The sequence below is a fragment of the Escherichia sp. 20412-1 genome, assembly GCF_003027595.1.
Classification (GTDB): domain Bacteria; phylum Pseudomonadota; class Gammaproteobacteria; order Enterobacterales; family Enterobacteriaceae; genus Escherichia; species Escherichia marmotae.
This window is the reverse complement of the sequence record NZ_PYQM01000009.1, coordinates 65,848-90,118: the sequence shown is the minus strand read 5'-3', so window position 1 is coordinate 90,118 and position 24,271 is coordinate 65,848. Positions and strand designations below refer to the sequence as shown.

Below are 24,271 nucleotides of genomic sequence, written 5' to 3'. Positions count from 1 at the left end.
CCTTACAAATAAATATAAAGTCTGACTTTGTGCGCCCCAAGATAATTGGCGCTGCCGTACAGAGTCACCGCTGAACGCGCGGGAATCGTGACACTGCGTGGCGTTTCCAGAGGATGCATCTCCAGCCCTCTGGCGTCATACCAATAAAAACGATAATGAACGGTAACGGGTTCTTGCCTTTCGTTATAGAGCGTCGAGGATGCTGAAGACTGAATGTCAGACATTGAAAAAACAGGCTTTTCTGCGCTGATACCAGCAGCCAGAAGTGATGACTCCATCACCAGAGATTGTTCATCATTCACCGGAATTTCCGGATGTGAGCGACAACCCACCAGCAATAACAGCGCCAGAGACACCAGCCCAAAGCATCCTTTTCTCATCGTTACAGACCTTTATGCGCCAGCATTGGCCCCAACGGACGGCCACCCAGCAGGTGCATATGGATGTGGTACACCTCTTGTCCACCATGACGGTTGGTATTCATGATCAAACGGTAACCATCTTCGGCAATCCCTTCCTGCTCAGCGATTTTTGCCGCCACGGTGATCATGCGCCCCAGCACCTGCTCATGCTCGGTTGACACGTCATTCACGGTAGGAATGAGGATATTAGGAATGATCAGAATATGTGTTGGCGCTTGCGGCGAAATATCGCGAAACGCCGTTACCAGATCATCCTGGTAAACGATATCGGAGGGGATCTCACGACGAATAATTTTGCTGAAAATAGTTTCTTCTGCCACGACATTTTCCTTTTTCATAATAGCCATGCGTTGCGCCATGCTACGCCGCGCCACACTGCGAGTATAGAGTATGGTCGAGTTAAACCCGCTCTTTCAACCTTAACTCACGATTTATTAAGCAAAAAATCGCTTTACTGCCGCATACATCGCTATTATTCCCATTTCCGCCTGCTAATGAACCGAAAACATGATTTCTCTTTAGTTTATATATTAAACAGGGATACACAGCCGCCATTGTTACCCGCCTGTATTGCGTTGGCATTATTCTTTCGCGCCGAAAACGACAGTTGATCTGTTCACCCGTTATCAGGTGACAAAAAACTTCTCGTTACAGGGGAACGTCAATAACCTGTTCGATAAAACCTATGATCCCAACGTAGAAGGTTCTATCGTCTACAGCGCACCGCGTAATTTCAGCATTACCGGAACGTACCCGTTCTGATTGACGCCAGTAAAAAAGGCAGCCATTCGGCTGCCTTAGTCTCCCCAACATCTTACGGATTAGTGGTTACGGATGTACTCATCCATTTCAGTTTTCAGGTTATCGGATTTAGTACCGAAAATCGCCTGAACACCAGAACCAGCAACCACTACGCCCGCTGCGCCCAGTTTTTTCAGGCCAGCCTGATCCACTTTGGACACATCAGCAACGCTGACGCGCAAACGGGTAATACATGCGTCGAGGTTAGTGATGTTTTCTTTACCGCCAAATGCGGCAACCAGAGCCGGTGCCATTTCGCTAGTACCGGTTGCTTTCGCATCTTCAGTTGCGTCTTCACGGCCCGGCGTTTTCAGATCCAGAGCTTTAATCAGCACGCGGAAGATAGTGTAGTAAACAATCGCATAACCGATACCGACAATCGGGAACAGCCACAGCTTGCTGCTGTTACCAGACAGTACGATAAAGTCAATCAGACCGTGCGAGAACGAAGTACCGTCACGCATCCCCAGCAGAATACAGATTGGGAATGCCAGACCTGCCAAAATCGCGTGGATGATGTACAGGATCGGCGCAACGAACATGAAGGAGAACTCGATCGGTTCGGTGATACCGGTCAGGAACGAGGTCAGTGCCGCGGAGATCATGATACCGCCCACTTTAGCGCGGTTTTCTGGTTTAGCAGAGTGCCAGATAGCAATCGCGGCAGCCGGCAGACCGTACATTTTGAACAGGAAGCCGCCAGACAGTTTACCCGCAGTCGGGTCACCCGCCATATAACGCGGAATATCGCCGTGGAACACCTGACCTGCGGCATTGGTGTATTCACCAATCTGCATCTGGAAAGGTACGTTCCAGATGTGGTGCAGACCAAACGGTACCAGGCAGCGTTCGATGAAGCCGTAGATACCAAACGCAACTACCGGGTTCTGGTAAGCAGCCCACTGGGAGAAGGTCTGAATTGCGGAACCAATTGGCGGCCAAATGAAGGACAGCACAACGCCAGTAAAGATGGCAGCCAGGCCAGAAATGATCGGCACAAAGCGTTTACCGGCAAAGAAGCCAAGATACTCAGGCAGCTTAATACGGTAGAAACGGTTAAACATGTACGCTGCAATCGCACCGGAGATGATCCCCCCGAGTACGCCTGTATCCGCCAGATGTTTAGCGGCAATTTCTTCAGCAGGTAAATGCAGTACCAGCGGCGCAACCACGGCCATGGTTTTTACCATGATGCCATAGGCAACAACTGCGGCCAGCGCAGATACGCCATCGTTATTGGTAAAGCCGAGGGCAACACCAATCGCAAAAATCAGTGGCATGTTTGCAAAGACGGAACCGCCTGCTTCTGCCATAACATGCGATACAACGGCGGGTAGCCAGCTGAAATTCGCGGAACCGACGCCCAGCAGAATACCTGCGATAGGCAGTACGGATACCGGCAGCATCAGCGATTTACCGACCTTTTGCAGGTTAGCAAATGCATTCTTAAACATAATTGAGAGTGCTCCTGAGTATGGGTGCTTTTTTAACGTTCTCACGCGTGGCAAGGGGGGAGAGCCTTACCGTATACAGGGCATCTAAGCGCCCCTTATTTATTACACAGAGTAAAATAATTCAATGTTGATTTGTTTGACGGTTATCACGTTTCAACTTCTGGTCATGAGAGAAGTTGCACATTTTGACAAAACATATGTCAAGATATTTCAAACGTGGTTATCCACCGCCCAATTTGCGGCGGTGAACTTTACTCGTTTTACCCATTAATTACGAGCTTAAAAAAAATTCATTCAACAGATGGATTGAAGGCGGGAAGCGTCGATGTGAAACAGACGGGCGAAGTTATCGGTGGTTACCTGCGCCAGTTCTTCAACGGCAACACCTTTCAACACAGCCATGTATTCTGCAACGTCACGAACCATCGCAGGTTGATTCTCTTTTCCTCGATGCGGTACGGGTGCCAGATAAGGTGAGTCAGTTTCGACCAACAACCGATCCAGAGGCACATAGCGCGCGGCATCGCGTAGCTGTTCCGCATTTCGGAAGGTCACAATGCCGGAGAAGGAGATGTAAAATCCGAGATCCAGTAACTTGCCCGCTGTTTCTCTGTCCTCTGTAAAACAGTGTAGTACGCCACCGCAATCCGTCACTCTTTCTTCGCGCAGAATTGCCAGCGTATCGGCACGGGCATCGCGCGTATGAACGATAACCGGTTTGTTCAGTTCGCGGCCAATCTGGATATGGTGAATAAAGGACTCTTGCTGACGCACTTTAGTTTCCGGCGTGTAATAATAATCCAGCCCGGTTTCACCCAGCGCAACAACCCCCTCTTCTGCCGCCAGGCGGCGTAAATCTTCCACATCGTAGGGATCGTTCTGGTTGAGCGGATGTACACCGCAAGAAAATGCAACGTTGTCACGTTCGCCTACCAGATCTCGCATATGCAAGTAACCCGGTAATGTCGTGGCAACCGCCAGACAAAATTTCACATCGCGCGCGGCGGCTTTCGCCAGAACGTCATCCACGTCCTTATGCAAAGATTCATAATTCAGACCATCAAGATGGCAGTGTGAGTCGACTAAAAACATAATGTCTCTCTTAAAGATGAGGAACCGGTAACACAACGCCCGGTTGCAGGTAATGCTCAATACGCAGTAAAAGATCGGTGATGAGAAGCTCGCGGTTTACGCCTGTGACAGAAATTAACTGTTCACGACTTTGGCAAACATCCCCCAGTATAGCCTGCAGGCGAGAGGGAGAAAGCTGGTTTGCCAGCGCGGCGACAACGCCAGGAACATCAACATTGGTGACATGTGAGGCGTCATAATGGCGTTTGAGCGCATCCATCAACAAAGTTGCCAGCCAATGTAAACGCGCCGGAGCTTGTTCGTGATTAAGTGCCGACAACATCGAATACCAGTCGCCAGATTGCACGCTATGTGCCAACGCCTGACAAAGAGTCTCACGTGCCTGCCAGGTATCTCCCTGAAACAACACCAACGCCGCACCAGGCGAACCGGCGCTCAGGCGCAATGCGGTGAGTATGGCCTCTGGTGACATTGTCACTTCACGCGCAAGCCAGCTCACCGCGTACTGTTCTGGCGGTGGTGCAAGGTAATGCAAGCGACAACGGCTGCGCAGTGTGGCCAGTAAGCGTTCAATTTCTCGTGTAGCGAGGAAAAACCAGGTTTCCGCTGGCGGCTCTTCCAGAGTTTTCAGCAAGGCATTAGCAGCAGCATCAGTCAGCAAGGCGGCATCGGTGACCCAGACAACTTTTGCACCGCCTAAGCGTGCGTGCTCATTCAATTTTTCAGTGACTTCACGCACAGCATCAATGCCCAGCGCGTTCTTTCCTTTTTCAGGTGCAAGAGTGTAATAATCGGGATGTGTCCCCGCCTGCATCAACTGGCATCCACGACAGTGACCACAGCTTTTGTGGCCCTGCGGTTGTTGGCAAAGTAAATAACGGCTCAGAGCATAGATTAAGGCATCATCGCCCATACCGGGTAACGCCTGAATCAGTAGCGCATGGTGACCCCTTCCGGCCTGATAGCTGGCTACCAGTTTTTCGAAATCAGGTCGTAACCATGGATACCATCTCATGCGTCCTGCTCCTTAACCCAGTGAGTCACGGTGGTGCGAATCGCGTCCATAACGGCTTCCAGCGGCTGGGTAGCATCAATGGTATGAATGCTTTTATCTTGTGCGGCCAGTTCCAGGTAGCGGGCGCGGGTACGATTAAAGAAATCAAAAGACTCTTGCTCAATGCGATCCAGCTCGCCACGCGCACGTGCGCGCTTAAGGCCGACTTCTGGGGTAACATCGAGATAGAGCGTTAAGTCAGGGCGAAAATCCCCAAGAACGGCATCACGTAACGTTGCCAGCATATGCTGGTCAATACCACGGCCACCGCCCTGATACGCCTGAGTGGAGAGATCGTGGCGATCGCCAATCACCCAGGTTCCATTAGCCAGCGCGGGTTTGATGACAGTCTCGACCAACTGAACGCGCGCGGCATAAAACATCAGCACTTCGGCTTTATCGGTAATGACTTCATCGCCTACCGATTTGATATCCAGCACCAGGCTTCTTAACTTTTCGGCAAGTTGCGTGCCGCCAGGTTCCCGAGTGAAAACCATGTCACGGATACCCAGTTGCTCAAGCGTCTCGACCACCACGTTACGCGCGGTAGTTTTGCCTGCACCTTCCAGCCCTTCAATGACGATATACTTACTGCGCATTTTTTTCCTTAAGCACTTTCAGATAATCCTGCACAGACTTGTTATGACTGGCAAGATTGGTATTAAACGTGTGACCGCCTTTACCATCGGCCACAAAATAGAGATACGACGTTTTTGCCGGATGCGCAGCAGCCTTCAGCGAATCCGCCCCCGGCGTTGCAATTGCGCCTGGCGGCAGACCGGTAATGGTATAAGTGTTATACGCTGTTGGTGCTTCCAGATCTGCACGGGAAAGCTTGCCATTATAACGCTCTCCCATCCCGTAAATCACCGTCGGGTCGGTCTGCAGACGCATGCCAATACGTAAACGGTTGATAAATACCGAGGCAACCTGATCGCGTTCACTGGCAACGGCCGTTTCTTTTTCGATAATCGACGCCATGGTCACCAGTTGGTTTTTATCTTTATAGGGCAGCCCATCTGCACGACCTTCCCAGGCGCTATCGACCGCTTTCACCATTTTCTTGTGCGCTCGTTTGAGTAACGCGACATCAGTGGTATTGGCGGTATACATCCAGGTATCTGGCCAGAACCAGCCTTCAATCCACTCCGGGTTTTCCAGCTCCAGCGCCTGTGCCACGGTGGCGTATTTATCGTCGCTCAACGTGTGCTTAACATACGGTGCCTCACGCAATTGTTTGAGGTAATCGCTCAGACGCATCCCTTCCACCAGGCGTAGCGGGAACTGCGCTTCTTTACCGCTTTCCAGCAATTTCAGCATCTCGCGCACGGTCATCTGTGGTGTAAAACGGTAAGTACCGGCTTTGAAATGAGAAAGATCCGGCTCGATACGCAGCAACCATTGAAATACACGTGGGCGATTGATGATCTTATCGGCATAAAGTTGTTCACCGAGCCCCCGTCGCCCGGTCCCCGGTTTCAAGGTAAATATAGTCTCTTCTTTAATAAGTAATTTGCTGTCAGCAAGGTGGCGAACTTTCCAGACGCCCACACCAGCGGCGATACCCAGTACCACCAGCAATAACAAGACAATCAATAACACTTTTTTCATGACTAATTCGGGTGCTCACAAAGTGGGGCTAAATATTCATATAGCGTTGTTGACGAAAAGGAGACATCGTCACAAGCGCGTACAGGGATAATCGGCATTAGCGCATTACAAACTATCATCTCATCCGCCTGCATCACTTCTTCCAGTGTGGCTTGCACTTCGACAACCTGATAAGAGGATTGTGCCAGTAAACGAATACAGAATTGTCGCATAACGCCGTTGACACCAGCCTGATCCAGACGCGGCGTATAAACTACGTTGTTCTTGCGCCAGAACAAATTAGCCGCACAGCATTCCGTAACCCACCCTTCGCTGTCAAGAACCAGCGCCTCATCAGCGTTTGTCTGCTCAAGATGAGAGCGGATCAGTACTTGCTCAAGGCGATTCAGATGTTTAATACCTGCAAGATGAGGATTGCGCCCCAGCCGCACCGGGCTTAGCGCCAGCGTCATCCCCTCGTTACGCAAACGGTCGTAATGTGCTGGATAAGCCGTGACTGAAAGCATCCGCGTTGCCGGGCCACTGTTCAATGCGCTGTACCCTCGCCCGCCACTGCCGCGACTGATCACCACTTTCAGCACACCATTCTGCTGCTCTGCCGCCAGAATTTTCATCTCTTGCTCAAGCTGGCACCAGAAGTCACAGGTGATCATTAAGCGCTGACAGGCTTCCTGTAGCCTCGTGATGTGAGCGGATAATAAGCTGACTTTTCCGTCGATAATTCTGGCTGTGGTGAAACAGCCATCGCCAAATTGCGTAGCCCGATCGCTCGCTGCCAGCGAATCCTGTTTATGACCGTTAATTAAGAACATACCGGCTCCTTATCAGAGGATTGTTAGTGTGGCAGCATGTTCTCTACGGAACAAGTCTGAATAAAACCTAAGAAAAAAGGCCCGCAAGCGGACCTTTTATAATGGTGAAAAATGGCAGATTAGATCTTTTTAAAGATCAAAGAGCCATTGGTGCCACCGAAGCCGAAGGAGTTACACAGTGTGTACTCCATTCCGCTTACCTGGCGCGCTTCATGCGGCACAAAATCCAGGTCGCAGCCTTCATCCGGGTTATCCAGGTTGATGGTCGGCGGAACAGCCTGATCGCGCAGGGCCAGGATGGAGTAGATAGACTCTACTGCACCCGCTGCACCTAACAGGTGACCAGTCATGGATTTCGTGGAACTTACCAGCACACGGCTTGCAGCTTCACCGAAGATGGTTTTCACTGCCTGCGCTTCGGCCTTATCGCCTGCTGGCGTTGAAGTACCGTGCGCGTTAACGTAGCCAATCTGGCTCGCTTCAATGCCTGCATCACGCAAAGCATTCGCCATTGCCAGTGCTGCGCCTGCGCCATTTTCCGGCGGCGACGTCATATGGTAGGCATCGCTGCTCATACCAAAGCCGACAAGTTCAGCGTAAATTTTCGCACCGCGTTTTTTTGCGTGTTCGTACTCTTCGAGCACCAGCATACCGGCGCCATCGCCCAGTACGAAACCATCACGCTCTTTATCCCACGGGCGGCTGGCCGCTTGCGGGTTATCATTGCGGGTAGATAATGCACGTGCCGCGCCGAAACCACCAACGCCCAGCGGCGTACTGGCTTTCTCTGCGCCACCTGCAACCATCACGTCAGCATCGCCATACGCGATAATACGCGCAGCATGGCCAATGTTATGCACGCCAGACGTACAGGCGGTCGCGATAGAGATGCTTGGGCCACGCAGGCCATACATGATAGTCAGGTGACCTGCCACCATGTTCACAATCGTTGACGGAACGAAGAATGGGCTGATCTTACGTGGACCACCGTTCATCAGAGATGTGTGGTTTTCTTCGATCAGTCCGAGGCCGCCAATCCCGGAGCCAATTGCGGCACCAATGCGGGTTGCGTTCTCTTCCGTTATTTCAAGGCCAGAATCCTGCATGGCCTGAACGCCAGCGACAATTCCATATTGAATGAAGGCATCCATCTTGCGCTGTTCTTTGCGCGAGATAATGTCCTCACAGTTAAAATCCTTTACTAAGCCAGCAAATTTCGTTGCATAGGCGCTAGTATCGAAATGGTCGATTAGGCTGATGCCACTCTGACCGGCAAGCAGAGCTTTCCAGGTAGACTCTACGGTATTGCCGACAGGAGACAACATGCCCAGTCCGGTCACAACTACACGACGCTTAGACACGTTTGTCCTCCAGGGAGGGAAAAAAATGATTCTAGTGGGACAAAAAGATAAAACTCAGGCGGTCGAACGACCGCCTGGAGATGTTCACTTACGCCTGGTGGCCGTTGATGTAATCAATGGCAGCCTGAACGGTGGTGATTTTCTCAGCTTCTTCGTCCGGAATCTCAGTATCAAACTCTTCTTCCAGAGCCATTACCAGCTCAACGGTGTCAAGAGAATCCGCGCCCAGGTCTTCAACGAAAGAAGCATTGTTGGTAACTTCTTCCTGCTTAACGCCCAGCTGTTCGCCGATAATTTTCTTAACGCGTTCTTCGATAGTGCTCATACTCTTAAATTTCCTATCAAAACTCGCTTTCGCGATGGTTTTCGTAGTGTATAAAATGTTGAAAAATTTGCAACTAAATCCCGGCAGGTCTTACCACGATTTTACGCTATTTTGAGGCCATACCCCCCAACAACGCAAATCATTTTGCACTAATTATTACTCATAACCACGCAGACTGCGCGCAACATGAGCATTTTGTGCAATTCGCGGTCAGACCATGTACATCCCGCCGTTCACATGCAAAGTTTCACCCGTGATGTAAGCTGCTTCGTCGGATGCCAGGAATGCAACCGCGTTGGCGATTTCCTGTGCGCCGCCAAGGCGACCCGCAGGAACCTGCGCCAGGATACCCGCACGCTGGTCATCGCTCAGCGCACGTGTCATGTCCGTTTCAATAAAGCCCGGAGCAACAACGTTTACAGTAATACCGCGTGACGCAACTTCGCGCGCCAGTGATTTACTGAAGCCGATCAAGCCCGCTTTCGCCGCAGCGTAGTTGGCCTGACCGCCATTTCCCATGGTACCAACCACAGAACCGATAGTGATAATACGACCATGACGCTTTTTCATCATAGCGCGCATTACCGCTTTTGACAGACGGAAAACAGATGAAAGGTTGGTTTCGATAATATCGTTCCACTCATCATCTTTCATTCGCATTAACAGGTTATCACGAGTGATACCGGCATTATTGACCAGGATATCGACTTCACCAAATTCTGCGCGAATTTTTTCCAGAACAGATTCGATAGATGCCGGGTCGGTCACATTCAACATCAGACCTTTACCGTTAGCACCTAAATAATCACTGATCGCCTGAGCGCCGCTTTCACTGGTCGCAGTGCCGATAACTTTCGCACCACGGGCTGCGAGCGTTTCAGCAATTGCGCGGCCAATCCCACGGCTTGCACCGGTTACCAGTGCGATTTTTCCTTCAAAATTCATGATTTTCCTCTTTTAAAGCTCGAGCGCCGCTGCCATCGCTGAAGGTTCATTCAGCGCCGAGGCGGTCAGGGTGTCGACAATGCGTTTTGTCAGGCCAGTAAGCACTTTGCCCGGGCCGACTTCATAAAGATGTTCTACGCCTTGCGTTGCCATATATTCAACGGACTTCGTCCACTGAACTGGGTTATAAAGCTGGCGCACCAGGGCATCACGGATGGCATCACCATTGGTTTCGCATTTCACATCAACGTTGTTCACAACCGGAACGGTTGGGGCGTTAAAAGTGATTTTTGCTAATTCAACAGCCAGCTTGTCGGCAGCCGGTTTCATCAACGCACAATGAGACGGAACGCTCACTGGCAACGGCAACGCACGTTTTGCGCCAGCAGCTTTACAGGCAGCACCTGCACGCTCAACCGCTTCTTTATGACCGGCAATAACCACCTGGCCCGGAGAGTTGAAGTTTACCGGAGAAACCACCTGGCCTTCCGCTGCTTCTTCACAAGCCTTAGCAATAGACGCATCATCCAGACCGATGATTGCCGCCATTGCGCCAGTCCCTTCCGGTACAGCTTCCTGCATGAACTTGCCGCGCATCTCAACCAGACGCACCGCATCAGCAAAATCAATCACACCAGCACAAACCAGCGCGGAGTATTCGCCCAGGCTGTGACCAGCCATCATTGCTGGAGCTTTGCCGCCTTGCTGCTGCCATACGCGATACAGCGCAACAGATGCAGCTAACAGTGCTGGCTGGGTTTGCCAGGTTTTATTCAGTTCTTCGGCTGGCCCCTGCTGGGTCAGCGCCCACAGGTCGTAGCCCAGCGCTGCAGAAGCTTCAGCAAACGTTTCTTCAACAATGGGATAGCTCGCCGCCATATCAGCCAGCATTCCAACGGTTTGAGAACCCTGTCCAGGGAACACAAATGCAAATTGCGTCATCTTTAAATCCTTATCCTAGAAACGAACCAGCGCGGAGCCCCAGGTAAACCCACCGCCAAAGGCTTCAAGCAGGACCAACTGACCAAGCTTAATACGCCCATCGCGTACCGCTTCATCAAGTGCACAAGGCACAGAAGCAGCAGAGGTATTACCGTGGCGATCCAGAGTCACGACGACATTGTCCATCGACATGCCGAGTTTTTTCGCCGTTGCGCTGATAATACGCAGGTTCGCCTGATGCGGAACCAGCCAGTCCAGTTGAGAACGGTCAAGATTATTCGCCGCCAGCGTCTCATCAACGATGTGCGCAAGCTCAGTTACCGCGACCTTGAAGACTTCGTTGCCTGCCATAGTCAGATGAATTGAATTCTCTGGATTCACACGGTCAGCGTTAGGCAGCGTCAGCAATTCACCATAGCTGCCGTCGGCATGCAGATGGGTGGAGATAATTCCTGGCTCTTCAGAGGCGGCCAGCACCGCAGCGCCCGCACCATCACCAAAAATGATAATGGTCCCGCGATCTGTTGGATCGCAGGTGCGCGCCAGTACATCGGAACCGACGACCAGAGCATACTTCACCGCACCAGATTTCACATATTGATCAGCTACGCTCAGGGCGTAGGTGAAACCTGCACAGGCTGCGGCAACGTCAAACGCCGGGCAACCTTTAATGCCCAACATGCTTTGAATCTGACATGCTGCGCTCGGGAAGGCGTGCGTGGCAGAAGTCGTTGCCACAACAATCAGGCCAATCTGGTCTTTGTCGATCCCCGCCATTTCAATTGCACGTGTCGCCGCTTCGAAGCCCATGGTAGAAACGGTTTCGTTTGGTGCAGCAATATGACGTTCACGGATGCCAGTACGAGTAACAATCCACTCGTCAGAGGTATCCACCATTTTTTCCAGATCGGCGTTTGTCCGCACTTGTTCGGGCAGATAGCTGCCAGTACCAATAATCTTCGTATACATGTACGCTCAGTCACTTTTCGGTTATATACCGTCACTTGCAAACTGCGAGTTCGCTGGCAGCGTCCTGCTACCGCAGAGTTCCGCTTTTGCCACCGTCCAGCAGCTCAAAACCAGCTGGGTATACAGATTTCAGGCGAGCGGCAATTCGCTGAGGAACTTGTCGCTGCACCGCCTGCACTGCCTGTTCAATCGCGACCGCAAAAGCTCGCTGATTGGCCGCACCATGACTTTTTATCACCGTGCCGCGCAATCCTAACAGACAGGCTCCGTTATACTGGTCGGGGTTGAGGTGACTGAATCGCCTCGTCAGGCTCTTTTGTAGCCAACGCTTTAATAACAGTAGCCACCACGACCGTTTTTTCCCTTCTCCCTGGGATTTCAGCAGAGAAAGGAACATCCTGACAACACCTTCCATCGTCTTTAATGTGACATTTCCTGTAAAACCGTCACAGACCAACACATCTGTCTTGCCAGTTAATAACTCATTGGCTTCAAGATAGCCGATATAATTGACAGAAGGGATTGTTTTAAGCACAGCTGAGGCGTCCCGAATACTGTCGAGACCCTTTACTTCTTCTTCACCAATATTGAGCAACGCCACGCGAGGGTTAGGGATTTCCACCACCTCTTCTGCCAAAACAGAGCCCATAATGGCGAATTGCACCAACATTGTGCTATCACAATCGACGTTGGCCCCTAAATCGAGAACCACCGTTTTGCCCTTTTGCTGATGCGGTAACACCGTCACCAACGCCGGACGCTCAATCCCCTCCAGGGGTTTGAGCAATAATTTTGCCAGTCCCATCAGCGCCCCGGTATTACCGGCACTGACACAGGCCTGCGCTCGCCCCTCTTTCACCAGTTCCAAAGCCACGCGCATTGAGCTACCACGACTGCCGCGGATAGCTTGCGAAGGCCGGGCATCACTGGCGATAACTGACTGCGCAGGGATAATCTGCAAACGCGAACGTTGTTCGAAGTCAGCTTTAGCAAGTAATGGCGTGATGGCGTCGGGATTACCGACTAAAAGAAGAGTGAGTTGCGAATTAGAGTTCAGTGCCTGCAAAGCTGCAGGCACTGTCACAGAAGGGCCAAAATCGCCCCCCATGACATCTAACGCCAGGGTTAGACGTGTCAAGGTATCGTCGCCGCCCGGTTTGGTCTTTCCCCAGTTACCTGGGGAAAATCCTCACTAAGCTTCATCACGCAGACGCGTGATTACTTAGCGATGACCTTGCGGCCGCGGTAGTAACCGTCGGCAGTGATGTGGTGACGCAGGTGTTTTTCACCAGAAGTTTTGTCTACAGACAGGCTGGTGACTGCGGTCAGCGCGTCATGGGAACGACGCATGCCACGTTTGGAACGGGTTGGTTTATTCTGTTGTACGGCCATGGACCTTACTCCTCAATTACGGTTTATCCCCGATCCAACGGGGAGCACCAATTACTTACGCTTTAAGCTGGCTAATACGGCAAATGGGTTTGGTTTTTGCGCTTCATCAGGCAATTCACCAAAGACCATGTCCGCTTCGGACACTTCACAGTGTTCAGAATCATGCACCGGAACTACCGGCAAGGCGAGGATGATTTCATCTTCAACCATTGCAAGCAGATCGATTTCACCGAATTCGTTAACCTCAATCGGTTCATACGTTTCCGGCAGTGCTTCAGCCTGTTCGTCTGAACGCACAGGACTAAAACAATACGTTGTGTAGACCTGATGAGAAAACGGCTTCCCGCAACGCTGACACTCGAGCGTTACCGTCACCTTCGCATCGCCGTTTAACACTGCGAGACGTTGGTTATCGATAGCGAACGACATGGAGCATTCCACATCACTGTCCACACTGACTACAGATTCAGCGACGCGCTCAACCTGATCAGGAGTATAAATACCCTGGTAATCAAGGCGTTTTTGAGCCGTACGAACCGGATCGAGAGTCAGGGGTAATTTTACCTTTTGCATAGGGCGCGCATATTAACTTTGTAACGTCATAGAGTCAAAGAAAAAGGCAGCCTGTGGTTGCCTTTTGCCAATAATTCGCACACATTGCGGGTTACTGCTTTATTTTCGTTCAGTGCTGACAACGAACATCAACCTGCAAAACGAAGCGCATAGTTTAAAATGGCTATCATCAATACGCTATATCTGATGGAAAAAAATATGTCTAAACTTATTTTAGCCTCCACCTCGCCCTGGCGCCGCGCTCTACTTGAAAAACTGCAAATCTCTTTCGAATGTGCCGCGCCGGAGGTCGACGAAACCCCGCATAGCGATGAATCACCTCGCCAACTGGTGCTTCGACTGGCGCAAGAAAAAGCGCAATCCTTAGCATCACGTTATCCAGACCATTTAATTATTGGTTCTGACCAGGTGTGTGTTCTTGACGGTGAAATCACCGGTAAACCGTTAACGGAAGAAAATGCGCGCCTGCAATTACGCAAAGCCAGCGGCAATATTGTCACCTTTTATACCGGGCTGGCATTGTATAATTCCGCCAACGGACATCTGCAAACAGAAGTGGAACCATTTGACGTCCATTTCCGTCATCTGAGCGAGGCGGAGATTGATAATTACGTGCGTAAGGAGCATCCCCTGCACTGTGCAGGTAGCTTTAAGAGTGAAGGCTTTGGCATTACGCTATTCGAGCGTTTAGAAGGGCGTGACCCTAACACGCTGGTTGGTTTGCCGCTTATTGCGCTCTGTCAGATGTTACGTCGGGAAGGGAAAAACCCGCTGATGGGATAATTTTATGGGCCGGACGCGTTTACGCCGCATCCGGCAATTGGTGCTGACTGCCTGATGCGGCGTAAACGCCTTATCAGGCCTACCGCCTACTATCTGATTTATATGCTCGCATTAACGCGTATTACGCAGTTTCTGCAAACAACGCTTCAAACCATCATCCATCGGCGCTTCGATACGCATCACCTCACCCGTTCCCGGATGGGTAAACTTCAACGCCGCGGCGTGCAGGAATAAACGATTTAATCCCGTTCCCGCTTCAGTGAGTTGTTTATCAAATTCGCGGTCGCCGTAACGATCATCAAAGGCAATCGGATGACCAGCGTATTGCGTATGCACACGGATCTGGTGTGTACGACCGGTCACCGGGCTACAACGCACCAGCGTGGCAAACGCATAGCGTTCTTCCACTTTGAAGCGCGTTTCTGACGGCTTACCCTCCTGGCTCACACGCACAATACGCTCGCCGCTTTGCAGAATGTTTTTCAGCAACGGCGCTTGCACGCTTTTCACGTGTGACTGCCACTGACCGCGCACCAGCGCCAGGTAATCTTTTTGCATACCTTTTTCACGTAATTGCTCATGTAGAGAACGTAACGCCGAGCGTTTTTTCGCTACCAGCAGTACACCAGAGGTGTCCCGGTCGAGTCGATGCACCAGTTCAAGGAACCGCGCTTCCGGGCGCAACGCCCTCAGTCCTTCAATAACGCCGAAACTTAAACCACTGCCGCCATGTACTGCTGTGCCAGACGGTTTATTCAACACTAGGATATGATCATCTTCATATAAGATGACATCCGCCAGCGCAGCGACTTTTTGCAGATGCGGCGAAACCGCGTCTTCTTCCCGTTCAGCAACGCGAACTGGCGGAATACGCACTTCATCGCCAGCTTCGAGTTTATATTCAGGCTTAATACGTTTTTTGTTCACCCGTACTTCGCCTTTACGCAAAATACGGTAGATCATACTTTTTGGTACGCCTTTCAATTGGGTACGCAAAAAGTTGTCGATACGTTGCCCCGCTTCATCAGCGGTAATAGCAACAATTTTTACGGATGGAGTCTCTGTTTTCATGGTGGGCGATTCTAAATAGCCAGCAGGATTCGCGCCACTCATTTTTCTATGCTTATATTTAGTTCTGCACCTTATTACTTCCCAGCGCAATCACTTAATTGCTGGTTATTAAACCAATCACCAGCAAGAAGTGAAAAAACTGTGAGTAAGTGGGTGATAAATGGTAAAAGTCATCTTGCTATAACAAGGCTTGCAGTGGAATAATGAGAACGTTTCCGTGTCCAACCTTGTTAAAACAAGAAATTTTACGGAATAACCCATTTTGCCCGACCGATCATCAACGCAGCAATGGCGTAAGACGTATTGATCTTTCAGGCAGTTAGCGGGCTGCGGGTTGCAGTCCTTACCGGTAGATGGAAATATTTCTGGAGAGTAATACCCAGTCTGTTTCTCTGATAATTGCGCTGTTTTTCCGCATGAAAAACGGGCAACCGACACTCTGCGCCTCTTTGAGCTGACGATAACCGTGAGGTTGGCGACGCGACTAGACACGAGGCCATCGGTTCACACCCGGAAAGGCGTTACTTTGCCCGCAGCTTAGTCGTCAATGTAAGAATAATGAGTAAGTTACGATGAAAAGAATGTTAATCAACGCAACTCAGCAGGAAGAGTTGCGCGTTGCCCTTGTAGATGGGCAGCGTCTGTATGATCTGGATATCGAAAGTCCAGGGCATGAACAGAAAAAGGCGAACATCTACAAAGGTAAAATCACCCGCATTGAACCGAGTCTGGAAGCTGCTTTTGTTGATTACGGCGCTGAACGTCACGGTTTCCTCCCACTAAAAGAAATTGCCCGCGAATATTTCCCTGCTAACTACAGTGCTCATGGCCGCCCCAACATTAAAGATGTGTTGCGTGAAGGTCAGGAGGTCATTGTTCAGATCGATAAAGAAGAGCGCGGTAACAAAGGCGCAGCACTGACCACCTTTATCAGCCTGGCGGGTAGCTATCTGGTTCTGATGCCGAACAACCCGCGCGCGGGTGGCATTTCTCGCCGTATCGAAGGCGACGACCGTACCGAATTAAAAGAAGCACTGGCAAGCCTTGAACTGCCTGAAGGCATGGGGCTTATCGTGCGTACTGCTGGCGTCGGCAAATCTGCCGAGGCGCTCCAGTGGGATCTGAGCTTCCGTCTGAAACACTGGGAAGCGATCAAAAAAGCCGCTGAAAGCCGCCCTGCTCCGTTCCTGATTCACCAGGAAAGCAACGTTATCGTTCGCGCTTTCCGCGACTACCTGCGTCAGGACATAGGTGAAATCCTTATTGATAACCCGAAAGTGCTCGAACTGGCGCGTCAGCATATCGCCGCGTTGGGCCGCCCGGATTTCAGCAGCAAAATCAAACTGTACACGGGTGAAATTCCACTGTTCAGCCACTACCAGATTGAATCGCAGATCGAGTCCGCTTTCCAGCGTGAAGTTCGTCTGCCGTCCGGTGGTTCTATTGTTATCGACAGCACCGAAGCGTTAACCGCCATCGACATCAACTCCGCACGCGCAACCCGCGGCGGTGATATCGAAGAAACCGCGTTTAACACTAACCTGGAAGCTGCTGATGAGATTGCTCGTCAGTTGCGTCTGCGTGACCTCGGCGGCCTGATTGTTATCGACTTTATTGACATGACGCCAGTACGCCACCAGCGTGCGGTAGAAAACCGTCTGCGTGAAGCGGTGCGTCAGGATCGTGCGCGTATTCAAATCAGCCATATTTCTCGCTTCGGCCTGCTTGAGATGTCCCGTCAGCGCCTTAGCCCATCGCTGGGTGAATCCAGCCATCACGTCTGCCCGCGTTGCTCCGGTACTGGCACCGTGCGTGACAACGAATCCCTGTCGCTCTCTATTCTGCGTCTGATTGAAGAAGAAGCCCTGAAAGAGAACACTCAGGAAGTCCACGCTATTGTTCCTGTCCCCATTGCTTCTTACCTGCTGAACGAAAAACGTTCTGCGGTGAATGCAATTGAAACCCGTCAGGACGGCGTGCGCTGCGTGATTGTACCAAACGATCAGATGGAAACTCCGCACTACCACGTGCTGCGCGTGCGTAAAGGAGAAGAGACGCCGACCTTAAGCTACATGCTGCCAAAACTGCATGAAGAAGCGATGGCATTACCTTCTGAGGAAGAATTCCCTGAACGTAAACGCCCGGAACAACCTGCACTGGCAACCTTCGCCATGCCGGATGTTCCACCAGCGCCAACCCCGGCTGAAACTGTAGCACCGGCAGCAGCCCCAGCACCGAAAGCTGCGCCGACAACGCCTGCTGCTCCAGCACAACCAGGCCTGTTGAGCCGTCTTTTCAACGCACTGAAATCGTTGTTCAGCGGCGGCGAAGAAACCAAACCGGCCGAGCAACCCGCGTCGAAAGCAGAAGCAAAACCGGAGCGCCAACAGGATCGCCGTAAGCCTCGCCAGAACAACCGCCGTGACCGTAATGAACGCCGCGATACACGTAGTGAGCGTACAGAGGGCAGCGATAATCGCGAAGAAAACCGTCGTAATCGTCGCCAGGCACAGCAGCAGACTGCCGAGGCTCGTGAGAACCGTCAGCAGACCGATGTAACTGAAAAAGCACGCACCACTGACGAGCAGCAAGCACCGCGTCGTGAACGTAGCCGTCGCCGTAACGACGATAAACGTCAGGTGCAACAAGAAGCTAAAGCGCTGAATGTTGAAGAGCCATCTGTTCAGGAAACCGACCAGGAAGAACGTGTACGTCCGGTTCAACCACGTCGTAAACAGCGTCAACTGAACCAAAAAGTGCGTTACGAGCAAAGCGTTGCTGAAGAAGTTGTAGTCGCACCGGTGGTTGAAGAAACCGTCGCTGCCGAGCCTGTTATGCAGGAAACGCCTGCCCAGCGAACTGAACTGGTAAAAGTTCCGCTGCCTGTGGTTGCGCAAACTGCGCCGGAACAGCAAGAAGAGAACAATGCCGATAACCGTGACAACGGTGGCATGCCACGTCGTTCTCGTCGTTCGCCTCGTCACCTGCGCGTAAGTGGCCAGCGTCGTCGCCGCTATCGTGACGAGCGTTATCCGGTTCAGTCACCAATGCCGTTAACTGTAGCGTGCGCATCTCCGGAACTGGCCTCTGGCAAAGTCTGGATCCGCTACCCGGTTGTACGTCCGCAAGATGTACAGGTTGAAGAACAACGCGAGCAGGAAGAAGTACAGGTTCAGCCGATGGTGACTGAAGTCCCTGTCGCCGCCGCTGTGGAGCCAGTCATTGCCGCGCCGGTTGTTGAAAAAGTAACTGAAGTCGTAGAAGCACCTGTTCAGGTTGCCGAACCGCAAGTGGTTGAAACGACGCATCCTGAAGTGATTGCCGCTGCAGTAACTGAACAGCCGCAGGTGATTGCCGAAGCTGATGTTGCCGTAGCGCAGGAAGTTGCAGAGCACGCAGAACCAGTGGTTGAACCGCAGGAAGAGACGGCTGATATTGAAGAAGTTGCCGAAACTGCCGAGGTTGTGATTGCCGAACCTGAAGTCGTTGCTCAACCTGCCGCGCCTGTGGTCGCTGAAGTTGCAGCAGAGGTTGAAACAGTAGCCCCTGTTGAAGCCGAGGTAGTCGTAGAGCATAACCACGCTACCGCGCCGATGACACGTGCTCCGGCACCGGAATATGTTCCGGAAGCGCCGCGCCACAGTGATTGGCAGCGTCCAGCCTTTGCCTTCGAAGGTAAAGGTGCCGCAGGTGGTCATACGGCGACGCATCATGCCTCTGCCGCCCCTGCGCGTCCGCAACCTGTTGAGTAATCATTAACTCAAAGCGATCAAGCCCTGGCAACCGCCGGGGCTTTTTTTATTTCAGTTATGAATCAATATATTCAACTTCACCCAATGGTATTCTTGCCAGCCACACTCAAAAATAAGGCAAAAAAATGCCCGCTCAGGCGATCCCAGAGCGGGCAGACAAAACATACCCAGTTTCATGATATGTTTGAAAAGTGCTTATTTATTGAGCTGAAAAAGCGATAATCCTTGCATATCAGTAAACGCTTTGTACGACGCCTGTAACGCTGTTTGCTGCATGATGTAAGATGAAATCGTCGCGTTCCAGTCCACATCAACCAAATCACTCATCTGCTGCGTCTGACCTAAAGCGCGATCGCTACCTAATGAATCCAGCGACTCCAGTTCGTTCAACTGTGTGCCTAATTCCGCACGTACGGTGAGCACATTATTCAGCGAGTTTTTCAGGCCACGGTTAGTTTTATCTAATGCCGCAGCAGCGGTTTCTTTATCCGCTTCACTATCTGCAACCGGTGTTTTCAGCGCAGCGATGGCGCTATCCAGCATAGCAAAAAGGCTGGTTTCAGAATCGCTACCATCTGGTTCCGCTACCGCATTACTGGTAATGCTATTAAAAATTTTGTCGCCGGTATGCCCTATCACCATCGAACGCGAAGCATCAACCTGTTGCTTAATACTTTCAGTTCCGCCGACATATTCACCTTTCGCTTCGCTAAACGGTGCGGATTCGGTTTTATAACCAGCAAAAATGTAGCGCCCGTTACCGTCAGTGGTATTCGCCAGATTCAACAACTGGTCGCGGAGTCCCTGAATATCCGTGGCTAACGATGCCCGATCATCGTCACTTAACGTGCCGTTGCTGGCGTAGACAATTTTTTCCTGGGCGTTCTGGATTGCCGTAGTAACCTGGCTAAGCACACTCTCTTCCAGCGACACTTTTTGCGTCGCGAAAGTACGCGCCAGCGTGTACTGACTGTTTTGCGCCTGCGCTTGTGAGAGCACGACAGCTTGTGATGCAGCAATGGGATCGTCAGAAGGGTTAACAACTCGCTTACCCGTCGACATCTGTTCGCCATACTTCATCCATTCCGCCTGGGAACTGGTGATACCGCGCATATTTTGCTGGTACATCATCTGGGTACTGAAACGCATTTTTTCTCTCCCTTAGCGAATGTTAATAAGCGCATCGAAAATGGCGTTCGCCGTCTGCAGAACCTGCGCATTCGCCAGGTAGTACTGCTGAAAACGTTGCAAGTTGCCGTACTCTTCATCAAGGTTGACGCCGGAAATAGATTGCTGCTGATTAGAGAGTTGCGTCACCACATTACCTTGCGTCGTACTGCTGGTTTTCAACGTAGCAGTTTTATTGCCGATATCACTCACTAACGAGGCATAGGCGTCGTTGAAGGATTTCGCCCCGCCCACCGTTTTACTGTTGCTTTGCAAATCCAGTAGCGCCTGACCATTACGGTTATCGCTCTCACCAGCGGTTTTATCGCTCGCCATGGCGATTTTCGCTTCGTCGGTGATTAAAACGTCCATGTTGACGATGGCATCGCTTACCGGTTTCAACGTGAAGCTGTCATTAGCATCTGGTGTGCCGGTAAACGTCAACTCCAGACCGTCAAACGAAACTTTACCGTCGGTATCTGGCGTCACCGTAAAAGTAGTATTGCTGGCAAGGCGGGTGACCTGCCACTGATTATTGTTGAAAGAGATTTTGTAATCTGTTGCCAGCACCGCGGAGCCGTCGGTCACCGTGGCGCTGATCGCGCTACTACCCTGGTTTTTAGTATTCTCCAGCACAGCCGGTTTCCCGATGGCAAAAAAATCTTTCCCTGTATCGCCATTGGCATCAAACCCGTCTTTGTGTTGAGTATTGAAAGCCCCGGCAAATGCCAGCGCCAGTTGTCCGAGCGTATTGCGCGTCTGGTCGAGATCCTGAGAACGGAATGTCAGAAGGCCGCCCAGCGACCCGGTATTCAGTAATTTCTCCGGGATCTCAATATTGCCCACAGTACTATCAACATAAGCGACTGTCGTGCGGGAAGGATCGGCGCTGGACGGTACTGCCGCCAACTGACGCGCCGTGCTGCCCTGTACCAGTGAGTAACCATTGGCCATCGTGATGTTGTAAGTGCCGCCATCCTGAACGCTGACTTCTACACCAACGATCTGGTTTAATTCGCTCACCAGTTGATCACGTTGATCCAGCAGCTCGTTAGGTGACGCCCCTGCCCCCACACCTGTCAGGCGTGAGATTTGATCGTTCAGACTGGCGATTTGTTTAGCATAATTGTTGATCTGGTCAACGCTGGCACCTATCGCGATATTGACCTGTTTATCCTGGTCGCGCAGATACTGATCGGTGGTTTTAAACTGGTTTACCAGCCCTTCTGCTTTACCGATCAGCGCCTGACGTGCCGCCGGATCTTCCGCGTTACTGACCAGTGTTTGCAGACTGGTGAAGAAATCCTGCATCTGTGTTGCCAGCGAGGTCGTGCTGCCAGAAAGCATATTGTCGATTTTCGACATCTGTTCATAGCGGGAAGTCAGACCGCTACTTTGGGTTTGCGCCGCACGTAACTGGTTGGTAATAAACGCATCATACTCACGTTGCACACCGGATACGTAGACACCATTGCCAACCCAACCACCTGCACCCAGAGTGCTGTTGGCCTGCGCCATAATGGTGGTTTGGCGGGTATATCCGGCAACGTTATAGCTGGAAATATTATTACTCGCCGTATTTAACGCTGCCTGCGCCGCGTTAAGTCCGCTCATGGCGTTATTGATCAAGCTGGACATGGAGGTTCCTTATAAGCCTTCAATTACAGAGCATTATCGGCAGACACCCGCCGGACTTGAGTTCTTCAGAACAGATTATCGATACTCATGTTGTAAGTTTTGCTCACTTTGTCGCTTACCGATTTCATCTGCTGAATCATATGGGTTAGTTTGCGGGCATAATGAGGATCGGTCGCATATCCCGCGTCCTGTAATGCCTGCGCCCCCTGCTCAGCGCTTTTGGCATTCGTCACGGCGGCGTAACGCGGGTTACGTGTTAATAGACCGACATAATCTGAAAGCGCTTCAAGATATGAGCTGTAAACCCGGAACTTCGCCTTTACTTTCTTCGCTTCGCCATTTTCATATTCGGTGGTGGTAATTTCAGTGATCGGCCCTTTCCAATTGCCGGAGGCTTTGACGCCAAACAGGTTATAGCTTGGCTCACCATTTTCACGACGGATTTGCCGTTGTCCCCAGCCTGATTCCAGCGCCGCCTGGGCAAGGATCAGATGATGCGGCACACCACTTTGCTGGCTTGCCCGTTGGGCGGGAAGCGAGAGTTGCGCGAGGAACGCTTTGCTGTCACCAGGTAGCGAATCATCGTAGTTACGTGGTACGGCTTTTTGCACCAGTTGCGAGAGCGCCTGGTTTTGGTAACGCATCACAGTTTCAAGCGGGAATTTCATCGGTGCCGCTGGCGTTGCTTCATCTGGCAACGGCTGCTCTGGTGTCATCTGTTTAACCATCATCTCCGCCAGCCCCAGACCTTTGCCTGCTGTCATCTGTTGGGCAATCTGCTGGTCATACATACTGGTGTAGAGTCGGGTATGCTCGCTGCTGAACAGGCCATCTTTCGGTAAGGCTTCACGCATACTTTTCAGCATCATCTGCACGAACATCCCTTCTACCTGACGAGCCACCGGGCGAATATTTGCCGCCGGATCTTCACCCACTTTCGCTTTCAGGTCATTAAGCGATTGTGCATCCCAGGCGGCACTGGCCAGCAGTTTGCTGTCGCTAATCATCAGATGATTTCCAGTTTTGCCCGCAGACATCCCGCGCTTTGCATCGATTGCAGTATGGACATCAGATCCATCGGCGTAGCCCCCAATGCATTGAGCGCGCGCACTACGTTATTGAGGCTGGCGCTTGAACGCACGCTTTGCAGCGAACCACCGCTCTGACGTAAGTCGATCTGCGTTTGTGGGGTTACCACGGTTTCTCCACCACCAAACGGCGTATCTGGCTGGCTGACATTCACCTGCCGATTCACCGTAACCGAGAGGTTGCCCTGTGCCACCGCGCAGCTATCGAGGGTCACTTCACGATTCATCACCACTGAACCGGTACGCGAGTTAATAATCACTTTGGCGTCCTGCGGAGTGACATTGACCTGCATGTTCTGGATATCGGCAAGGAAACGCACCTGGGAACTGTTGCCACTCGGCACGCGTACCTGAATAGTTCGCGCATCTAACGCCGTCGCGTTGCCGTATCCGCGTGTGCGGTTGATGGTATCGGCAATTTCCTGCGCCAGGGTGAAATCCTCCTCATTTAGCTGCAAATTGAAGGTATTGCCAGCACCAAACTGGCTGGGCAATTCGCGCTCAATAATTGCACCATTGGTGATCCGTCCGCCATTCAATTGGTTAACCTGAACACTGCTGCCCCCCGCCGATGCGCCTGCGCCGCCGACCAGAATATTGCCCTGCGCCAGCGCATACACCTGGCTATCGACACCCTTAAGCGGTGTCATCAGCAGCGTACCGCCACGCAGACTTTTGGCGTTACCCATCGACGACACCACGACATCAATGGTTTGCCCCTGGCGTCCAAAAGGCGGAAGTGACGCCGTCACCATTACCGCAGCGACGTTTTTTAACTGCATATTGGTGCCTGTCGGAACGGTAATTCCCAACTGCGAGAGCATGTTATTTAGCGTTTGCGTGGTAAACGGCGTCTGGGTCGTCTGGTCACCCGTACCATCCAGGCCAACTACCAACCCATAACCAATCAGCGAGTTTTGCCGTACGCCCTGAACGCTGGTGAGATCGCGAATACGGTCGGCCTGCGCCACGACTGCAACCAGCAGAAGAATGAATGCAGAGAGAAATTTAATCACCAC

At 51.6% G+C, this 24,271-nt stretch carries 23 protein-coding genes and 1 pseudogene; 3 read left to right on the top strand and 21 right to left on the bottom strand.

Annotation, left to right across the window (positions count from 1 at the left end; all coding sequences use genetic code 11):
• Window positions 1-2 precede the first annotated feature (2 nt).
• Both C7B16_RS09070 and hinT read right to left on the bottom strand, forming a co-directional pair.
• Window positions 3-380: a YcfL family protein gene (locus tag C7B16_RS09070; protein WP_001225274.1), complete on the bottom strand. Its 378-nt coding sequence runs from the start codon at window positions 378-380 to the stop codon at window positions 3-5.
• A 2-nt stretch (window positions 381-382) separates the two neighbouring features.
• A complete protein-coding gene (gene hinT / locus C7B16_RS09065; RefSeq protein ID WP_107179595.1) occupies window positions 383-742 on the bottom strand; it encodes a purine nucleoside phosphoramidase in 360 nt (119 codons plus the stop codon).
• Between the two features lie 286 nt (window positions 743-1,028).
• Here hinT and C7B16_RS09060 point away from each other — a divergent pair.
• A pseudogene (locus C7B16_RS09060) lies at window positions 1,029-1,184 on the top strand (TonB-dependent siderophore receptor); the annotation flags it as partial.
• Window positions 1,185-1,243: 59 nt separating this feature from the next.
• On the opposite strand, the gene ptsG reads toward C7B16_RS09060, so the two are convergent.
• The 14 genes from ptsG to yceD form a co-directional block, all read right to left on the bottom strand.
• Window positions 1,244-2,677 (bottom strand): PTS glucose transporter subunit IIBC, encoded by a 1,434-nt coding sequence (gene ptsG / locus C7B16_RS09055; RefSeq protein ID WP_034167088.1) that lies wholly within the window; start codon window positions 2,675-2,677, stop codon window positions 1,244-1,246.
• A gap of 294 nt (window positions 2,678-2,971) precedes the next feature.
• Window positions 2,972-3,769 carry a metal-dependent hydrolase gene (locus C7B16_RS09050; protein ID WP_000480281.1) on the bottom strand — a complete coding sequence of 266 codons (798 nt, stop codon included), beginning with the start codon at window positions 3,767-3,769 and terminating at the stop codon, window positions 2,972-2,974.
• A 10-nt stretch (window positions 3,770-3,779) separates the two neighbouring features.
• Window positions 3,780-4,784, bottom strand: coding sequence for a DNA polymerase III subunit delta' (gene holB, locus C7B16_RS09045; protein ID WP_001267909.1), 1,005 nt, complete (start codon window positions 4,782-4,784; stop codon window positions 3,780-3,782).
• Complete coding sequence (gene tmk, locus C7B16_RS09040) at window positions 4,781-5,422, bottom strand: dTMP kinase (protein WP_001257001.1); 642 nt, start codon at window positions 5,420-5,422, stop codon at window positions 4,781-4,783. Before tmk ends, holB begins: the two co-directional genes overlap by 4 nt.
• Window positions 5,412-6,434, bottom strand: a complete 1,023-nt coding sequence (gene yceG / locus C7B16_RS09035; RefSeq protein ID WP_016248593.1) for a cell division protein YceG — start codon at window positions 6,432-6,434, stop codon at window positions 5,412-5,414. The genes tmk and yceG overlap by 11 nt, the downstream gene beginning before the upstream one ends.
• Window positions 6,435-6,436: 2 nt before the next feature.
• Window positions 6,437-7,246 (bottom strand): aminodeoxychorismate lyase, encoded by an 810-nt coding sequence (gene pabC, locus C7B16_RS09030; RefSeq protein WP_016248592.1) that lies wholly within the window; start codon window positions 7,244-7,246, stop codon window positions 6,437-6,439.
• A gap of 119 nt (window positions 7,247-7,365) precedes the next feature.
• On the bottom strand, window positions 7,366-8,607 hold the full coding sequence (gene fabF, locus C7B16_RS09025; RefSeq protein ID WP_000044679.1) for a beta-ketoacyl-ACP synthase II: 1,242 nt from the start codon (window positions 8,605-8,607) through the stop codon (window positions 7,366-7,368).
• Window positions 8,608-8,695: 88 nt separating this feature from the next.
• Window positions 8,696-8,932 carry an acyl carrier protein gene (acpP, locus tag C7B16_RS09020; protein WP_000103754.1) on the bottom strand — a complete coding sequence of 79 codons (237 nt, stop codon included), beginning with the start codon at window positions 8,930-8,932 and terminating at the stop codon, window positions 8,696-8,698.
• Window positions 8,933-9,142: 210 nt separating this feature from the next.
• Entirely contained in the window at window positions 9,143-9,877 is a 735-nt protein-coding gene (fabG, locus tag C7B16_RS09015; protein WP_001008542.1) for a 3-oxoacyl-ACP reductase FabG, read from the bottom strand.
• 12 nt (window positions 9,878-9,889) lie between these two features.
• The gene (gene fabD, locus C7B16_RS09010) at window positions 9,890-10,819 is read right to left on the bottom strand and encodes an ACP S-malonyltransferase (protein WP_001516187.1); all 930 of its coding nucleotides are present in this window, start codon (window positions 10,817-10,819) and stop codon (window positions 9,890-9,892) included.
• A gap of 15 nt (window positions 10,820-10,834) precedes the next feature.
• On the bottom strand, window positions 10,835-11,788 hold the full coding sequence (fabH, locus tag C7B16_RS09005) for a beta-ketoacyl-ACP synthase III (RefSeq protein ID WP_032225423.1): 954 nt from the start codon (window positions 11,786-11,788) through the stop codon (window positions 10,835-10,837).
• 67 nt (window positions 11,789-11,855) lie between these two features.
• Window positions 11,856-12,926, bottom strand: a complete 1,071-nt coding sequence (plsX, locus tag C7B16_RS09000) for a phosphate acyltransferase PlsX (RefSeq protein ID WP_000197582.1) — start codon at window positions 12,924-12,926, stop codon at window positions 11,856-11,858.
• 80 nt (window positions 12,927-13,006) lie between these two features.
• On the bottom strand, window positions 13,007-13,180 hold the full coding sequence (rpmF, locus tag C7B16_RS08995) for a 50S ribosomal protein L32 (protein ID WP_000290727.1): 174 nt from the start codon (window positions 13,178-13,180) through the stop codon (window positions 13,007-13,009).
• Window positions 13,181-13,231: 51 nt separating this feature from the next.
• On the bottom strand, window positions 13,232-13,753 hold the full coding sequence (gene yceD, locus C7B16_RS08990; protein ID WP_001174477.1) for a 23S rRNA accumulation protein YceD: 522 nt from the start codon (window positions 13,751-13,753) through the stop codon (window positions 13,232-13,234).
• Between the two features lie 198 nt (window positions 13,754-13,951).
• Between yceD and yceF the strand changes: the two genes are divergently transcribed.
• Window positions 13,952-14,536: a 7-methyl-GTP pyrophosphatase gene (gene yceF, locus C7B16_RS08985; RefSeq protein ID WP_001516185.1), complete on the top strand. Its 585-nt coding sequence runs from the start codon at window positions 13,952-13,954 to the stop codon at window positions 14,534-14,536.
• Between the two features lie 111 nt (window positions 14,537-14,647).
• On the opposite strand, the gene rluC is transcribed toward yceF, so the two are convergent.
• Window positions 14,648-15,607: a 23S rRNA pseudouridine(955/2504/2580) synthase RluC gene (gene rluC, locus C7B16_RS08980; RefSeq protein WP_024191859.1), complete on the bottom strand. Its 960-nt coding sequence runs from the start codon at window positions 15,605-15,607 to the stop codon at window positions 14,648-14,650.
• A gap of 572 nt (window positions 15,608-16,179) precedes the next feature.
• Between rluC and rne the strand changes: the two genes are divergently transcribed.
• Window positions 16,180-19,359 carry a ribonuclease E gene (rne, locus tag C7B16_RS08970; protein WP_107179587.1) on the top strand — a complete coding sequence of 1,060 codons (3,180 nt, stop codon included), beginning with the start codon at window positions 16,180-16,182 and terminating at the stop codon, window positions 19,357-19,359.
• A 195-nt stretch (window positions 19,360-19,554) separates the two neighbouring features.
• Here rne and flgL read toward each other — a convergent pair whose 3' ends face one another.
• The 4 genes from flgL to flgI all read right to left on the bottom strand — a co-directional run bounded on the left by flgL (window position 19,555) and on the right by flgI (window position 24,268).
• Entirely contained in the window at window positions 19,555-20,508 is a 954-nt protein-coding gene (gene flgL, locus C7B16_RS08965) for a flagellar hook-associated protein FlgL (RefSeq protein ID WP_001212793.1), read from the bottom strand.
• Between the two features lie 12 nt (window positions 20,509-20,520).
• Window positions 20,521-22,164: a flagellar hook-associated protein FlgK gene (gene flgK, locus C7B16_RS08960; RefSeq protein ID WP_016261911.1), complete on the bottom strand. Its 1,644-nt coding sequence runs from the start codon at window positions 22,162-22,164 to the stop codon at window positions 20,521-20,523.
• 65 nt (window positions 22,165-22,229) lie between these two features.
• Window positions 22,230-23,171 carry a flagellar assembly peptidoglycan hydrolase FlgJ gene (flgJ, locus tag C7B16_RS08955; RefSeq protein ID WP_001516180.1) on the bottom strand — a complete coding sequence of 314 codons (942 nt, stop codon included), beginning with the start codon at window positions 23,169-23,171 and terminating at the stop codon, window positions 22,230-22,232.
• On the bottom strand, window positions 23,171-24,268 hold the full coding sequence (gene flgI, locus C7B16_RS08950) for a flagellar basal body P-ring protein FlgI (RefSeq protein ID WP_001516179.1): 1,098 nt from the start codon (window positions 24,266-24,268) through the stop codon (window positions 23,171-23,173). Before flgI ends, flgJ begins: the two co-directional genes overlap by 1 nt.
• Window positions 24,269-24,271 lie beyond the last annotated feature (3 nt).

Bases quoted from the DNA above. Each gene is read 5' to 3' on its own strand.
- C7B16_RS09070 (WP_001225274.1), bottom strand. From the start codon at position 380: ATGAGAAAAGGATGCTTTGGGCTGGTGTCTCTGGCGCTGTTATTGCTG.
- ptsG (WP_034167088.1), bottom strand. From the start codon at position 2,677: ATGTTTAAGAATGCATTTGCTAACCTGCAAAAGGTCGGTAAATCGCTG.
- C7B16_RS09050 (WP_000480281.1), bottom strand. From the start codon at position 3,769: ATGTTTTTAGTCGACTCACACTGCCATCTTGATGGTCTGAATTATGAA.
- holB (WP_001267909.1), bottom strand. From the start codon at position 4,784: ATGAGATGGTATCCATGGTTACGACCTGATTTCGAAAAACTGGTAGCC.
- tmk (WP_001257001.1), bottom strand. From the start codon at position 5,422: ATGCGCAGTAAGTATATCGTCATTGAAGGGCTGGAAGGTGCAGGCAAA.
- yceG (WP_016248593.1), bottom strand. From the start codon at position 6,434: ATGAAAAAAGTGTTATTGATTGTCTTGTTATTGCTGGTGGTACTGGGT.
- pabC (WP_016248592.1), bottom strand. From the start codon at position 7,246: ATGTTCTTAATTAACGGTCATAAACAGGATTCGCTGGCAGCGAGCGAT.
- acpP (WP_000103754.1), bottom strand. From the start codon at position 8,932: ATGAGCACTATCGAAGAACGCGTTAAGAAAATTATCGGCGAACAGCTG.
- fabG (WP_001008542.1), bottom strand. From the start codon at position 9,877: ATGAATTTTGAAGGAAAAATCGCACTGGTAACCGGTGCAAGCCGTGGG.
- fabD (WP_001516187.1), bottom strand. From the start codon at position 10,819: ATGACGCAATTTGCATTTGTGTTCCCTGGACAGGGTTCTCAAACCGTT.
- fabH (WP_032225423.1), bottom strand. From the start codon at position 11,788: ATGTATACGAAGATTATTGGTACTGGCAGCTATCTGCCCGAACAAGTG.
- rpmF (WP_000290727.1), bottom strand. From the start codon at position 13,180: ATGGCCGTACAACAGAATAAACCAACCCGTTCCAAACGTGGCATGCGT.
- yceD (WP_001174477.1), bottom strand. From the start codon at position 13,753: ATGCAAAAGGTAAAATTACCCCTGACTCTCGATCCGGTTCGTACGGCT.
- yceF (WP_001516185.1), top strand. From the start codon at position 13,952: ATGTCTAAACTTATTTTAGCCTCCACCTCGCCCTGGCGCCGCGCTCTA.
- rluC (WP_024191859.1), bottom strand. From the start codon at position 15,607: ATGAAAACAGAGACTCCATCCGTAAAAATTGTTGCTATTACCGCTGAT.
- rne (WP_107179587.1), top strand. From the start codon at position 16,180: ATGAAAAGAATGTTAATCAACGCAACTCAGCAGGAAGAGTTGCGCGTT.
- flgL (WP_001212793.1), bottom strand. From the start codon at position 20,508: ATGCGTTTCAGTACCCAGATGATGTACCAGCAAAATATGCGCGGTATC.
- flgK (WP_016261911.1), bottom strand. From the start codon at position 22,164: ATGTCCAGCTTGATCAATAACGCCATGAGCGGACTTAACGCGGCGCAG.
- flgJ (WP_001516180.1), bottom strand. From the start codon at position 23,171: ATGATTAGCGACAGCAAACTGCTGGCCAGTGCCGCCTGGGATGCACAA.